Below are 14134 nucleotides of genomic sequence, written 5' to 3'. Positions count from 1 at the left end.
CGTTGCTTAGCGCTGGTGCATCACTGCTGGACAGTGGTTAATCAGCGGGCAGTGGTCAATCAGCGGGCTGCGGAGCCTTCGACGTAGTCGGCGTCCTGCTGCTGCCAGGAGAAGAGGGAGCGCAGTTCGCGGCCAACTTCTTCGATCGGGTGCTTCTCGGCCTTGGCACGGAGTTCCTTGAACTCGGTAGCGCCGTTGTCCTGGTCATCAATGAAGCGCTTGGCGAAAGCACCGTTCTGGATGTCCGCGAGGACAGCCTTCATGTTTTCCTTCACCTCGGGGGTGATGACGCGGGGGCCGGAGACGTAGTCGCCGTACTCAGCGGTGTCCGAAACGCTCCAGCGCTGCTTGGCGATGCCGCCCTCCCACATGAGGTCAACGATGAGCTTGAGCTCGTGAAGAACCTCGAAGTAGGCGATCTGCGGCTGGTAGCCGGCCTCGGTCAGGGTCTCGAAGCCGTACTGGACAAGCTGGGAGACACCGCCGCAGAGGACGGACTGCTCGCCGAAGAGGTCCGTTTCGGTCTCTTCGGTGAAGGTGGTCTTGATGACGCCGGCGCGGGTGCCGCCGATGGCCTTGGCGTAGGACTTGGCCAGGTCCCAAGCGGAACCGGAAGCGTCCTGCTCGACGGCGATGATGTCCGGAATGCCACGGCCGGCTTCGAATTCGCGGCGCACGGTGTGTCCCGGTGCCTTCGGAGCGATCAGGATGACGTCGACACCGGCCGGAGCCTCGATGTAACCGAAGCGGATGTTGAAGCCGTGTGCGAAGGCCAGGGCCTTGCCCTCGGTCAGCTTGTCCTTGATGGAGTCGTTGTAGATCGAGCGCTGGTGCTGGTCCGGTGCCAGGATCATGATGACGTCTGCCCATTCGGCAGCGTCGGCAACGTTCTTGACCGTGAAGCCTGCGTCTTCGGCCTTTGCGGCCGACTTTGAGCCGTCCTTGAGCGCGATGACAACCTCGACGCCGGAATCGCGCAGGTTGAGCGCGTGGGCGTGGCCCTGGGAACCGTAGCCAACGATGGCTACCTTGCGGCCCTGGATGATCGACAGGTCTGCGTCGTCGTCGTAGAACATTTCAGTCACTTGCGTAACTCCTCTTGAGTGGATTTCTTAGATATTGATTGTGGTGCTGCGGTACTGGGCACTGCCCGCGTAGGCATTGCTCACGCGGAGCGAAGCGCCCTGTCACTCATGGAGCGGGATCCCCGTCCAACGGCCAAGGTGCCGGACTGCACGATTTCACGGATGCCGAATGGCTCGAGCACTGACAGGAGTGCGGCGAGCTTCTCGGGGGTACCGGTTGCCTCGATCACCAACGAGTCTGTGGACACGTCGACGACGGCGGCACGGAACAGGTCTGCAGCCTGGGTAACCTGCAGACGTGTCGCGGCATCCGCACGTACCTTGACCAGGATGTGGTCGCGTTGTACGGAAGATTCAGAAGTCAGTTCAACAATCTTGATCACGTTGACCAACTTGTTGAGCTGCTTGGTGACCTGCTCGATCAAGTCGCCGTCGGCGTCGACGACCACTGTCATGCGGGACATGCCGGGAACCTCGGTGGGTCCCACAGCCAGGGAGTTGATGTTGAACGCACGCCGGGCAAAGAGGCTGGCCACGCGGGTCAGTACGCCGGGCTTGTCTTCTACCAGAACGGACAGTGTGTGACGGGTCATGCCTAGTCCTCTTCTTCCCATTCCGGGGTCATGTTGCGGGCAACCTGGATCTGGTCATTGCTGACGCCTGCGGGCACCATCGGCCAGACCATCGAGTTGGGGCTCACCACGAAGTCGATGACCACAGGACGGTCGTTGATCTCAAGGGCCTTCTGGATGGTCGCATCGATGTCCTCGTCACGCTCGCAGCGCAGTGCGGCGCAGCCGTAGGCATCTGCCAGCTTGACGAAGTCCGGAATCCGGATGGTGTCATGGCCGGTGTTCAGGTCCGTGTTGGAGTAGCGGCCTTCGTAGAACAGGGTCTGCCATTGGCGGACCATGCCCAGCGAAGAGTTGTTGATGATGGCTACCTTGATGGGGATGTTGTTGATGGCGCAGGTGGCCAGTTCCTGGTTGGTCATCTGGAAGCAGCCGTCACCATCGATGGCCCAGACCACGCGGTCCGGTTCGCCGACCTTGGCGCCCATGGCGGCAGGTACGGAATAGCCCATGGTGCCTGCTCCACCCGAGTTCAACCAGGCGTGCGGACGCTCGTACTTGATGAACTGGGCAGCCCACATCTGGTGCTGGCCCACGCCCGCAACGTAGATGCCTTCAGGTCCGGTCAGCTCACCGATGCGCTTGATCACGCGCTGCGGCGCGCTCAGGCCGTCTTCCGGCTCGGTCCAACCCAGCGGGTAGGTCTCGCGCAGGTTGCCGAGGAACGCCCACCAGGAGTCGAGGTCCGGTGCACCGCTCAGCTCGAACTGGGTCTTCACTGCCTCGGTGAGTTCCGGGATGATTTCCTTGACCGAGCCTACGATCGGGACATCCGCCGTCCGGTTCTTTGAGATTTCAGCGGGGTCGATGTCAGCGTGGATGACCTTCGCAAAGGGGGCGAAGGTCTTCAAAACACCGGTAACGCGGTCGTCGAACCGGGCGCCGAGGGTGATCAGCAGATCAGCCTGCTGAAGTGCCGTAACGGCCGAAACCGACCCGTGCATGCCGGGCATGCCAACATGCTGGGGGTGGGAGTCGGGGAACGCACCGCGGGCCATGAGGGTGGTGACCACGGGGGCGCCGGTAGCCAGAGCGAGCTCCATGAGCTCCGCGGAGGCGTGGCCCTTGACCACGCCGCCACCGACGTACAGGACAGGCTTGCTGGCCGCAGCGATCAGCTTGGCAGCCTCACGTACCTGCTTGTTGTGGCCGCGGACCACGGGTCGGTATCCAGGCAGGTCCACTTTCGGAGGCCAGGAGAATGTCATCTGGCCCACCTGTGCGTCCTTGGCGATGTCCACCAGGACGGGACCGGGCCGGCCGGTGGAGGCCAGGTGGAAGGCCTCGGCCATGACATGCGGGATGTCGTTGGGGTCGGTCACCAGGAACGAGTGCTTGGTGATGGGCATGGTGATGCCCACGATGTCGGCTTCCTGGAAGGCATCGGTGCCGATGACTCCACTGGATACCTGGCCGGTGATGGCCACCATCGGCACGGAGTCCATGTGGGCATCCATGATGGCGGTAACGAGGTTGGTGGCACCGGGGCCCGAGGTGGCGATGCAAACGCCAACCCGTCCGGTAACCATGGCGTAGCCTTGCGCGGCGTGGCCGGCTCCCTGTTCGTGACGGACCAGGATGTGATTCATGCTGGAGGCCATCAAGGGGTCGTAGGTGGGCAGGATCGCGCCACCGGGCAAACCGAAAATATCGTCCACGCCGAGTTCTTCGAGCGAACGGACAATTGCTTGCGAGCCGGTCATCACCGTTGGGGGTACAACGTTGTTCGGCCCAAGTACAGGAGAGAGAGGTGCAGCAGCGTCGACGACGACGGCCTCAGCCGTACGGTCGACCTTTTCCGGAGCTTTGTGGGCTCCAGCGGACTTTGCAGCCATCAGCGAGGGGCTGATCGGCGATCCTTTGCTCATCGGACTCTTCCTTAGTGGATCTACAAATGGTGGGTCTTGCAAATAAAAAAACCCCTCAGCCTTCCGGCTCTTCGAGGGGTTTGCGCGTGACGGTTCGTTACCAGTCGGGCTAAGCCACGCGCTTGGTAAGGACGACGACGCCGACGGTAACGAATGTGATCATGCGTTCAGTGTTCCCTCAAAGTGAGATACGTGTCAATTGAGCACCATCGTATCTCACTATTTGGACAGCGATGTCCGCCTGCCGGACTCCGCCCCTCGGGTGGAGCGGAGTCACTGGCAGGACATCATCCGCAGTAGGCCCCCGTGGAGGCGCTGTGGACGAGCTTTGCGTACTTGGCCAGGACGCCCTTGGTGAACTTTGCCGGCAGGGGCTGCCAGCCCTCTTTCCGGGACTCGAGTTCGGCTTCGTCCACCAGGAGGTCGAACGAGCGGGCAGCGATGTCGACGCGGATGCGGTCGCCGTCCTTCACAAAGGCGATGGGACCGCCGTCGACCGCTTCGGGCGCGACGTGGCCGATGCACAAACCGGTGGTGCCTCCGGAGAAGCGGCCGTCAGTCAGGAGCAGGACGTCCTTCCCGAGGCCGGCGCCCTTGATGGCGCCGGTGATGGCAAGCATTTCGCGCATTCCCGGCCCGCCCTTGGGACCCTCGTAGCGGATCACGACGACATCACCCTTGTGGATTTCGCCCTTGTCCAAGGCATCCAACGCACCCTGTTCGCGCTCAAACACACGTGCAGTTCCCTCAAAGACGTCGGCGTCGAAGCCGGCGGTCTTCACCACGGCACCCTCAGGTGCCAGTGAACCGTGAAGGATGGTGATGCCTCCGGTCTTGTGGATGGGGTTGTCGAGCGCGCGCAGGATCTTGCCGTCGAGGTCCGGCGGGTTGATCGAGGCGAGGTTCTCGGCGAGGGTCTTGCCCGTCACGGTGAGGCAGTCGCCATGCAGCAGCCCGGCGTCGAGCAGTGCCTTCATGATGACCGGCACGCCACCGATCTTGTCGACGTCGGTCATGACGTAGCGGCCGAAAGGCTTGAGGTCGCCCAGGTGCGGGATCCTGTCGCCGATCCGGTTGAAGTCATCCAGCGTCAGTTCCACGTTCGCCTCTCGGGCGATGGCCAGAAGATGGAGCACTGCGTTGGTGGAGCCACCGAAGGCCATGGTGACCGCAATGGCATTCTCGAAGGCCTTCTTGGTCATGATGTCGCGGGCGGTGATGCCAAGGCGCAGCAGGTTCACCACCGCTTCGCCGGACTTGCGTGCGAAATCATCACGACGGCGGTCTGCCGACGGCGGCGCGGCAGACCCGGGAAGGGACATGCCAAGAGCCTCTCCGATGCAGGCCATGGTGTTGGCGGTGTACATTCCGCCGCAGGCGCCTTCGCCCGGACAGATGGCCTTTTCGATGCGGGTGAGGTCCTCCATGCTCATTTTGCCCGCTGCACAGGCTCCGACTGCTTCAAAAGCGTCAATGAGGGTGACTTCCTTTTCCGAGCCGTCCTCAAGCTTGACCCAACCGGGCATGATCGATCCGGCGTAGAGAAAGACCGAAGCGAGGTCCAGGCGGGCAGCGGCCATGAGCATCCCCGGAAGGGACTTGTCACAGCCGGCCAACAGCACGGAGCCGTCAATGCGTTCTGCCTGCATGACCGTTTCCACGGAGTCGGCAATGACTTCGCGGGAGACGAGCGAGAAGTGCATGCCCTCGTGGCCCATGGAGATTCCGTCGGACACGGAGATGGTGCCGAACTGCATCGGGAAGCCGCCGCCTGCGTGAACGCCTTCCTTGGCGCCCTGCGCAAGACGGTTGAGGGAGAGGTTGCAGGGGGTGATTTCATTCCACGAACTCGCCACGCCGATTTGGGGTTTGGCAAAGTCGTCATCGCCCATGCCGACGGCCCTGAACATGCCGCGTGCAGGAGCGGCGTGGATGCCATCGGTGACGGCCCGGCTGCGGGGTTTGATGTCCGGCGCGTTCTCTGAAGCAGTGCTGGTGTCGGTCATGGTCCAAAGTCTATGTGCACCACGCGTCCCCAGGCCCTGTTCCCCGCCGGGTTAAGCAGCATCAGCCGAATATTGCGGGAAGGCAGTGGGAGTTTCGCCCTGCGGGCTCACTTCCGGGCGGGCGCGTCATCCAACTCCCTGGCAATCCCGGCAGCTTCGGCCTGGAGCATGTCGAGGACTCCGGCAATGGTGGACCGGGCAGCGACCTCCTGCCGTGCCAGGGCAACGATGCTCCTGCTCGCCTTCACGCCTGTCAAAGGCCGAAGGACAAGCCCCCTGCGGGCATTGGCCCGCGCCGTATAGCGGGGCAAAAGGCAGATTCCGTGACCAGCCACCACCAGCGCTTCGAGTACCCTCAGGTCCGGGTACCGTTGGCCCCGCGAGGCCTGCCGTCCCGCGTGGACCTCTATTTGCCGGAGAACCGCGTCGAAGGGGAACCCCTCCGGAACGCCGATCCACGGATGGCCCACCACGTCTTCCGGAGTCAACCGCTCTGCGGCTGCCAGGGGATGTCCTGCAGGCATTGCGACATCGAGGGCTTCCTCCAACAGTGGAACCACAGCGAGTCCGCTCGCGGCGAAGACCCCGGGCCCGTCCACACTGTGCGCCAGCACAATGTCGTAGTCGGCCACCAAGGGAGCGAAGTGTGCAGTGCCCGGATCCTCGAAATGGGCATCGAAGCCCAGTCCCCGGACAGCGGCAACGCGACGCAGCATTCCCGGCAGCAGCATCTCGGCGGCACTGGGGAAGAAGGCCGCTGAAACATGGGTTTGCCAGCCCTGTCGATAACGGTCCACTGTGGACTCCGCGCGCGCCATGGCCGTGGCGATTTCCGCCGCGGCGGCCGCCATGGCCTGCCCGGCTTCGGTAAGTTGCACTCCCCTGCCGACTTTTTCCACCAGGCTCACCCCCAATTCCGCCTGAAGCGTCTTCAACTGCTGCGAAACGGCGGAAGCAGTGACATTCATGGCATCTGCTGTGGCACCCACACTTTGGCGGTCCGCCAACTCGCGCAGAATCTGCAGCCTTTTGAAGTCCATGGAGCCAGAGTAGGTGACTGGACGGAATTCCCTCCAAAGTAATTTCCGCCCAGCCCTTACTAAGCAGACTGATAAATTTCGGGACCAGCCGCCCAAACGCTGGACAGCCCATTAGCAGGCACGTAACGTCGGAAATACCACGTACTGCACCCCTGTGAGCAGAAGGGCATCCGCCATGGATTGGTTAATTTGGGTCATTGTCATTGTTTTGGTCGTAGCGATTGTTTGGTGGCTCATGAGCCGCAACAAAGCCCCCAATTCCACGGCAAACCAAGCTCCCGCGGCAATGGAGCCCACCAATACCGGGACGGTGCCGGATCCGGGCGCGGTGACCGCAGGGGTAGCAGGACTGGCCGGAGTAACCAACCTGGGCAAAGCGGCCGCTGAGGGCAGCGGACCCACCGGAGATGAACCTGCCCGCGAGGAAGCCGCTGCTGCTGAACCCCCCGCAGGCGCACCGGACGTTGAGCCGGCGCCCGCCGATGAACCAGCCGGGCGTTCCGGGGCGTCGCCAACCCCTGGACTGACGGTCGAGGAACCCGTTGTTGCGGCCCCCGTTGTCGAGGAACCAGTGGTCGCCGAACCGGTGGTGGATACGGAGGCGAAACTGCACTCCGCCGACGCCGGCGACGTTGATGCCGGCGATGTAGACGACTGGCAGGCCGCTCCTACCGCGGATGACGTCACGCAGGCTGAGGACACCAGGGCGGCCGACACCGCACAGGCAAACGAGGCGGCCGACAAGGCCGAATGGGAATCCTCGTGGACGGACTCCGCAGGCGCTCCAGTCCACCACCACGAATACACCGATCCGCACTCCCCCACCTTGCCCGGCGCCGAGACGGCCGCAGCGGAGGACCCGGCCCCCTCCGGTGACCCTGCGGCATTGACCGGGCACCTCGCAGCCGAAGAACCCTACGGAACAGGCTCCTCCAGCACCCCGCGCGAGGACCACCCCGTCAAGGCGACTGCGGCCACCATGACGTACCACGATGAGGACGCCACGGATTACGACGACGTCGAAGCGGACGTATGGTTCATCTCGGCGGCACACGCTGAGGCAGCCGGTTTCCGGCCGCCCCGGCGAAGCAGGCACTGAACCGGTTCACACCCCAGGCCAGCCGCAGGAGCAAAGTCATGGGTAAGCAGTCGCTCCCGGGCGGACACCGGGCAGCAGGACAAGTGGCCGCCCTCGCGGTAGCCGTAACCATGACACTGTCCGGGTGCACTGGAAGCACGTCCTCCCCCGGCACGGCTGCCACCCCGAACCCGACCGCTTCCGGGACCGTCGGTCCCGGAAGCGGCCAGGCGTCGCAGGCATCTGCGGGGTCGCTTGAACTTATCGGAAAGCTCGACGCCGGCCTGCAGCTGCCATGGTCCGTTGTGTTCCTGCCGGACGGCACTGCCTTGGTATCGGAGCGCGACTCGGCGAACGTCGTGGCGATCAGGGACGGCAAGGCAGCCCCACTCGGCAAGGTGTCCGGCGTCGTTCCCGGCGGGGAAGGCGGCTTGCTGGGCCTGGCGTTGTCACCATCCTTCGCCGTTGACCGGCAACTTTATGCCTACTTCACGGCGGCAAATGACAACCGGGTTGCAAGGATGCAGGTCACCGAAGGCGCGTCAGGAGTGCTCGGCCTCGGTGCACCGGAGGTGATCTTCCAAGGCATCCCGAAGGCATCCACCCACAACGGCGGACGCATCCGTTTCGGGCCGGACGGAATGCTCTATGTCGGTACCGGGGACTCCCAGCGGCGTGAGCAACCGCAGGACAAGGGAGCCCTTGGCGGCAAGATCCTCCGCCTCACCCCGGAAGGAAGGCCGGCGCCCGGCAACCCCTTCGGGAATAACCCCGTATACAGCTACGGCCACCGGAACGTCCAAGGACTGGCATGGGACAGTGCGGGCAGGCTCTGGGCGAGTGAATTTGGACCGGATGTTGATGACGAGCTGAACCTGATCACGCCAGGAGGCAACTATGGATGGCCCCAGGTGACAGGGGCGCCCGGCAGGGACGGCCTCATCGATGCGAAAGTCGTTTGGCCATCGACGTCCCAGTCCTCCCCGAGCGGACTGGAAATCGTGGACGGCGTGGCCTATACGGGCGCCCTGCGCGGGCAGCGCCTCTGGTCGGTCCCCCTGCAAGACGAAACCGCTGGTACCCCTGTGGCTTATTTCACAGGCGAATACGGTCGCCTGCGGGACGTGGCCCGTGCCCCGAATGGAGATCTATGGGTGCTCAGCAACAACCAAAGCCCTGACTTTGCGCTGATTTTGCGGGTCAGGTCCTGAGCTTGGACCGCCACGCCGGGCCGATTTCACACTTCGGGCCAAGTCGTGTAGAGTTACATGTCGTTGCGGAGATCGCCGGGGAAAGAAAAGCCCCACGGTTGATCGAAATCAACAACTGCACCTCTAGCTCAACTGGCAGAGCAATTGACTCTTAATCAATGGGTTCCGGGTTCGAGTCCCGGGGGGTGCACCACTGAAAGGCCTTGGAGTGATTTCACTCCAAGGCCTTTTGTTTTCCCCAAGGAATGCAATCACTGGCAGCCCACTGGGCTTGGTTTTGAAGCAGCGAATTGTGGTGTAGAGTTATTTGTCGTTGCGGAGGTCAACAAGGAATGCGAATTCCCTGGAAGGTCCCCAACAATAGCTGCACCTCTAGCTCAACTGGCAGAGCAATTGACTCTTAATCAATGGGTTCCGGGTTCGAGTCCCGGGGGGTGCACCACTGAAAAAGGCTCCGGATCGTTCACCACGATCCGGAGCCTTTGCTTTTGCCCGGCAGGAATTCCGCGCGGGAAGCCTGCCGGGGTTGCTTTCTACATCATGCTTGCGGGATGTCGCTTTCGACGCCGGAGGACTCCTGCTCCGGGGCCGGCAAGCCTGCAAGCCCGCGAACAACAATCCTAAGCTCCTCCCGCAACCTGGCAGTGTCCACGGCAACGGGCGACAACACTTCCTGCTCAAGCTTCACAGCTTCTGCAAGGGCCGCACTGCCGGCTTCCGTCAAGGTAACGACGTGGCTCCTGCGATCGGAGTCGCTACGGTGGCGTGTGACATGCCCGTGCAGCTCAAGCCGTGCAAGGGTGGTTCCCATGGTCTGGGCCTTAACCCGTGCAACCTCGGCCAAAGCCGCCTGGGTAATTGCACCCTTGGCTGCAAGAACTTGCATGGCAATGACACCGGCGTGGGTAAGGCCGATGGACTTCAATTTTTCGTTCCACGAGATTTCCACCAGGCGCGCAGCTGTCGAAAGCAATCGGGTAGTGGGCCATCTCTCCATATCTGGCATGCCGACAGTATATGCGCGCAGGGGCCGAAGACGCGGCTTCTGCGGTCTAAAATGGGAAACCGCGACCGAAACCAAGGAGCATATTTTGGCTGAACGACTTATCCCGGGCGACGCCGCACCGGACTTCACCCTGCAGGACGCCACGGGCAAAAGCGTCAGCTTGTCCGACTTCCAAGGCCGTAAAACCATCGTCTATTTCTACCCGGCGGCCTCAACGCCTGGATGCACGAAGGAAGCCTGCGACTTCCGCGACTCTCTGGCATCCCTGCAGGCGGCCGGCTATGAAGTAGTAGGGATCTCCCCCGATCCTGTCGATGCCCTGGCCAAGTTCGCCTCGGAGGAAGAACTCACCTTCCCGTTGCTGTCCGACCAGGAACACGCCGTGGCTGATGCCTACGGTGCATGGGGGGAAAAGAAGAACTACGGCCGGACCTACCAGGGACTGATCCGTTCCACCGTTGTGGTCGACCCTGACGGAAAAGTGTCCTTGGCCCAGTACAACGTCCGCGCCACCGGCCATGTGGCCAAGCTGCGCCGGGACCTCAAGCTGGACAAGTAGCGGGTACACTTGAGGCCGTATATGGCACCGGCTGCATAAGCCGCTGCCAGCCAGCGCGAGTGGTGAAATTGGCAGACACGCAGGATTTAGGTTCCTGTGCCTTCGGGCGTGGGGGTTCAAGTCCCCCCTTGCGCACAGCATGAAACATCGTGGCTTTGAGCCATAGGGACCCCCGGCTGCGCACATGCAGATCCGGGGGTTTTCCATATCCAGGTGCTTGGTTGGCTGAAAAAGCGCTGGGAGGCGCATTCAGGACGTTCAACTAGACTGGAACGCGGTCTGGCCTAAGTCGGCCACGGCATTCACACCGGCTTGAGGGGACAAGAGTGGCAAGCAGCAAAATGCGGAGCCTGACCGTGCAGTGGCTCAGGGCGGGTTCCGTCTTTGCCGTTTTGGCGTTGACGGCCTGCACCGGAACGCCCGGTCCGGCTCCGTCGTCGTCGGCCAGCAGCACTCCTGCCGCCGACCCCACTGCCACGTTCAACTTCGGCACCGGCTCGATGCCCTTGGGCCTTGACCCGGCCATGACGGCCGACTCCGAGTCCTACCGCGTCACCCGCCAGGTCCTCGAAGGGCTGGTGGGCGTTGACGGATCAACCGGTGAAACAACTCCCCTGCTGGCCACCGAGTGGAAGGACAGCAACAACGGGCTGACCTATGACTTCACGCTCCGGCCCAAAGTCACCTTCCACGACGGAACACCCTTCGATTCCGCCGCAGTTTGCGCAAACTTCAACCGCTGGTTCACTTTCCCTGCCGACCTCCGCAAGCAAGCGCCGGGAATCTCGTTCCAGGGCGTCTTCAAGGCCTACTCCGATGAACCCGTGTTTTCCATCTTCAAGGACTGCAAAGTGGTTTCGCCTACGGATGTGCAGATCAACCTGACGAGGCCGTTCACGGGTTTCCTGCAAGCCCTGACGCTCCCGGCCTTCGCCATGTCCTCGCCTGCCGCCCTCGAATCCCAGCGTGCCAACGTCCTTGACCAGACCCGGAACGGGTTGGCCGTTTCGGCCTATGCCAGCCACCCGGTGGGGACCGGCCCGTACCAGTTTGGAACCTGGGACGAGAACAAGATCACCCTTCAAAGCTACAAAGGCTACTGGGGCAACAGGGGCCAGATAGCCACCATCAACTTCATTCCTTTTGATCACGCCGAAACACGGCAACAGGCCCTCCTCGACGGAAAAATCGATGCTTATGACCTGGTGACGCCTGCCACTTTCGACCAGCTGGTCAAGAAGGGTGTCCAGATCATCCAGCGGGACCCGTTCTCGGTCATGTACTTGGGAATCAACCAGGCTGTAGCCCCCTTGGACAAGCTTGAGGTCCGCCAGGCCATTGAGATGGCCGTGGACAAGGAATCCTTGATCCGGAAGTTCTTCATCGACAACACGGCCCAGGCTTCACAGTTCGTGCCACCAAAACTCAGTGGCTTCAACAACAACGCTCCTTCACTGGGCTACAACCCCGATAAAGCCAAGCAGCTGCTGGAGAAGGCCGGGTACAAGGGCGAGGAACTGAAGTTCTACTACCCGCTGAACGCGACACGGGCGTACATGCCCACCCCCGAGAAGATCTACGCCGAAATCAGCCGCCAGCTCGTGGCAGTGGGCTTCAACATCAAACCCGTACCCATCGACTGGGAGAACGGCTACCTCCAGAAGGTCCAGTCAGCCGGTGACCGCGGCTTGCACCTGCTCGGATGGAACGGCTCGTACGCCGATGCCGACAACTTCCTGGGGCCGCTGTTCGGCGAGACCCGGGCCGAGTTCGGCTACACCGATTCGGAAGTGTTCCACAAAATCGAGCGTGCCCGCGCCATGCCTGATGGCGATGAGCGCAACGCCCAATACCAGGCCATCAATGCCGAGATCGCAGCCTCCGTACCGGCCGTCCCCATCGCCTTCCCCATCTCGGCCCTGGCGTTGTCCAACAAGGTGGAAAGGTACCCGGCTTCACCGGTCCTCAACGAAGTTTTCACGAACGTCCGCCTAAAGTCTTGACGAACCCCCACAATTTCAGTATTGGGTCTGCGCGGGGATATTCTGTGACAGCCAGTGCCGCCGCTATCGGAGATTGATCGTGACCTTCATTTCCAAGACTCAACATGCCGACGTCGTCCTTATTGGCGGCGGAATCATGAGTGCCACCCTTGGTGCGTTCATCAAGCAACTTGAACCCACCTGGACCATCTCCCTGTTCGAACGACTCGACGAAGCAGGGCTCGAGAGCTCTGGACCGTGGAACAACGCCGGCACCGGACACGCTGCCCTGTGTGAGCTTAACTACTCCCCCGCAGCCAAGGACGGCTCGGTGGATCCTTCCAAGGCGCTCCACATCAACGAGCAGTTCCAGCTCTCGCGCCAGTTCTGGTCCCACTTGGTGGACACCAACGTGATCGGCTCCCCCAAGGGCTTTATCAACACTGTTCCGCACATGAGCTTCGTCATTGGCGATGACCACGCGAAATTCCTCAAGACCCGGTACGAGGCCCTCAAGCCCAACACGCTCTTCCGCAGCATGGAGTACACCGAGGACCAGGACCAGATCGCCAAGTGGGCGCCCCTGATCGTCAAGGGCCGCGACCGTAAGCAGCGTGTTGCCGCCACCCGCGCGGCAGAAGGCACCGACGTCGACTTCGGCGCCCTGACCCGTGAGCTGACCGGCTACCTGCAAAGCAGCGGCGCCGAGGTCAACTACGGCCACGATGTCACCAACATCAACCGTGCGGCCGGTGGCGGCTGGGATCTGTCCATCAAGCACGCCAAGTCCGGCGAGCATGGCCGTATCCACGCCAAGTTCGTCTTCGTTGGCGCCGGCGGCGGCGCGCTCCACCTCCTGCAGGCCTCAGGAATCCCGGAAAGCAAGGGCTACGGCGGCTTCCCGGTTTCGGGTCAGTTCTTCCGCTGCACCGATGAGGCCATCACCTCCCAGCACAGCGCCAAGGTCTACGGCCAGGCCTCCGTGGGCGCCCCTCCCATGTCGGTCCCCCACCTGGACACCAGGTTTGTTGACGGCAAGCGTTCGCTCTTGTTTGGCCCGTACGCCGGATTCTCCACCAACTTCCTGAAGACCTCCAGCTACCTGGACCTTCCGCTGTCCATCCGCCCCGGCAACATCATCCCCATGCTGGCAGTGGCCAAGGACAACATGGACCTCACGGCCTACCTCATCAAGGAGGTTGCCAAGCGGCACGAGGCCAAGGTGGAGTCCCTGCGCGAGTACTACCCCGAGGCTGTGGGCAGCAACTGGGAACTCATCACTGCCGGCCAGCGCGTGCAGATCATCAAGAAGCACCCGCAAAAGGGCGGCGTCCTGCAGTTCGGCACCGAAGTCATCGCCTCCCGGGACGGCTCCATCGGCGCCCTGCTGGGTGCTTCGCCCGGAGCATCCACGGCTGTGCCGATCATGATCGAACTCCTGCAGAAGTCCTTCCCCAAGAACTTCAAGGGCTGGCAGTCCAAGCTCAAGGACATGATGCCCGGCTACGGCGTCAAGCTCAACGAGAACCCGGACCTCGCCGCTGAGCTGGAAGCCAGCACAGCCAGGTCGCTTCAGCTGGAAGTGGCCAGCGCCATCCAGAGCTAGGCCACACCCGGGGCTGCGGCCGGTTCCCGTCAGACGAATCGTTTCGTAGACCACAGGAGTC

The 14134-nt window shown here is 62.5% G+C and carries 11 protein-coding genes and 3 tRNA genes; 8 read left to right on the top strand and 6 right to left on the bottom strand.

Features of this window, described 5'->3' with window-relative positions:
• Positions 1–59: 59 nt before the first annotated feature.
• From ilvC to FDP28_RS06745, 5 genes are all read right to left on the bottom strand, one after another.
• Positions 60–1085: a ketol-acid reductoisomerase gene (ilvC, locus tag FDP28_RS06765; protein WP_144659938.1), complete on the bottom strand. Its 1026-nt coding sequence runs from the start codon at positions 1083–1085 to the stop codon at positions 60–62.
• 80 nt (positions 1086–1165) lie between these two features.
• A complete protein-coding gene (gene ilvN, locus FDP28_RS06760; protein WP_021470923.1) occupies positions 1166–1678 on the bottom strand; it encodes an acetolactate synthase small subunit in 513 nt (170 codons plus the stop codon).
• A 2-nt stretch (positions 1679–1680) separates the two neighbouring features.
• Positions 1681–3585, bottom strand: coding sequence for an acetolactate synthase large subunit (locus FDP28_RS06755; RefSeq protein ID WP_144659937.1), 1905 nt, complete (start codon positions 3583–3585; stop codon positions 1681–1683).
• Between the two features lie 287 nt (positions 3586–3872).
• A complete protein-coding gene (ilvD, locus tag FDP28_RS06750; RefSeq protein ID WP_144659936.1) occupies positions 3873–5591 on the bottom strand; it encodes a dihydroxy-acid dehydratase in 1719 nt (572 codons plus the stop codon).
• A gap of 107 nt (positions 5592–5698) precedes the next feature.
• A complete protein-coding gene (locus tag FDP28_RS06745) occupies positions 5699–6631 on the bottom strand; it encodes a LysR family transcriptional regulator (protein WP_144659935.1) in 933 nt (310 codons plus the stop codon).
• A 175-nt stretch (positions 6632–6806) separates the two neighbouring features.
• Here FDP28_RS06745 and FDP28_RS06740 point away from each other — a divergent pair, with 175 nt between their 5' ends.
• The 4 genes from FDP28_RS06740 (at position 6807) to FDP28_RS06725 (ending at position 9362) form a co-directional block, all read left to right on the top strand.
• Positions 6807–7730 carry a sunset domain-containing protein gene (locus FDP28_RS06740; RefSeq protein WP_260842365.1) on the top strand — a complete coding sequence of 308 codons (924 nt, stop codon included), beginning with the start codon at positions 6807–6809 and terminating at the stop codon, positions 7728–7730.
• 38 nt (positions 7731–7768) lie between these two features.
• Complete coding sequence (locus FDP28_RS06735) at positions 7769–8920, top strand: PQQ-dependent sugar dehydrogenase (RefSeq protein WP_144659934.1); 1152 nt, start codon at positions 7769–7771, stop codon at positions 8918–8920.
• 117 nt (positions 8921–9037) lie between these two features.
• Positions 9038–9113, top strand: a tRNA-Lys gene (locus tag FDP28_RS06730).
• Positions 9114–9286: 173 nt separating this feature from the next.
• Positions 9287–9362: transfer RNA gene (locus FDP28_RS06725), tRNA-Lys, on the top strand.
• 96 nt (positions 9363–9458) lie between these two features.
• On the opposite strand, the gene FDP28_RS06720 is transcribed toward FDP28_RS06725, so the two are convergent.
• A complete protein-coding gene (locus FDP28_RS06720; RefSeq protein ID WP_144659933.1) occupies positions 9459–9926 on the bottom strand; it encodes a MarR family winged helix-turn-helix transcriptional regulator in 468 nt (155 codons plus the stop codon).
• An 85-nt stretch (positions 9927–10011) separates the two neighbouring features.
• On the opposite strand from FDP28_RS06720, the gene bcp reads away from it, so the two are divergent.
• The 4 genes from bcp (at position 10012) to FDP28_RS06700 (ending at position 14073) form a co-directional block, all read left to right on the top strand.
• Complete coding sequence (bcp, locus tag FDP28_RS06715) at positions 10012–10485, top strand: thioredoxin-dependent thiol peroxidase (RefSeq protein WP_144659932.1); 474 nt, start codon at positions 10012–10014, stop codon at positions 10483–10485.
• A gap of 53 nt (positions 10486–10538) precedes the next feature.
• A tRNA-Leu gene (locus FDP28_RS06710) sits at positions 10539–10620 on the top strand.
• A gap of 206 nt (positions 10621–10826) precedes the next feature.
• Positions 10827–12488, top strand: coding sequence for an ABC transporter substrate-binding protein (locus FDP28_RS06705; RefSeq protein ID WP_186313540.1), 1662 nt, complete (start codon positions 10827–10829; stop codon positions 12486–12488).
• Positions 12489–12567: 79 nt separating this feature from the next.
• Positions 12568–14073 carry a malate:quinone oxidoreductase gene (locus FDP28_RS06700; protein WP_144659930.1) on the top strand — a complete coding sequence of 502 codons (1506 nt, stop codon included), beginning with the start codon at positions 12568–12570 and terminating at the stop codon, positions 14071–14073.
• Positions 14074–14134: the final 61 nt, after the last annotated feature.

Origin of the sequence: Paenarthrobacter nicotinovorans (assembly GCF_007670255.1) — a bacterium.
Classification (GTDB): domain Bacteria; phylum Actinomycetota; class Actinomycetes; order Actinomycetales; family Micrococcaceae; genus Arthrobacter; species Arthrobacter nicotinovorans_B.
The sequence above is the reverse complement of the archived record's forward strand: the minus strand, read 5'-3'. Positions and strand labels throughout refer to the sequence as shown.

Bases quoted from the DNA above. Each gene is read 5' to 3' on its own strand.
- ilvN (WP_021470923.1), bottom strand. From the start codon at position 1,678: ATGACCCGTCACACACTGTCCGTTCTGGTAGAAGACAAGCCCGGCGTA.
- FDP28_RS06745 (WP_144659935.1), bottom strand. From the start codon at position 6,631: ATGGACTTCAAAAGGCTGCAGATTCTGCGCGAGTTGGCGGACCGCCAA.
- FDP28_RS06705 (WP_186313540.1), top strand. From the start codon at position 10,827: ATGCGGAGCCTGACCGTGCAGTGGCTCAGGGCGGGTTCCGTCTTTGCC.
- FDP28_RS06735 (WP_144659934.1), top strand. From the start codon at position 7,769: ATGGGTAAGCAGTCGCTCCCGGGCGGACACCGGGCAGCAGGACAAGTG.
- FDP28_RS06720 (WP_144659933.1), bottom strand. From the start codon at position 9,926: ATGCCAGATATGGAGAGATGGCCCACTACCCGATTGCTTTCGACAGCT.
- ilvD (WP_144659936.1), bottom strand. From the start codon at position 5,591: ATGACCGACACCAGCACTGCTTCAGAGAACGCGCCGGACATCAAACCC.
- FDP28_RS06755 (WP_144659937.1), bottom strand. From the start codon at position 3,585: ATGAGCAAAGGATCGCCGATCAGCCCCTCGCTGATGGCTGCAAAGTCC.
- FDP28_RS06740 (WP_260842365.1), top strand. From the start codon at position 6,807: ATGGATTGGTTAATTTGGGTCATTGTCATTGTTTTGGTCGTAGCGATT.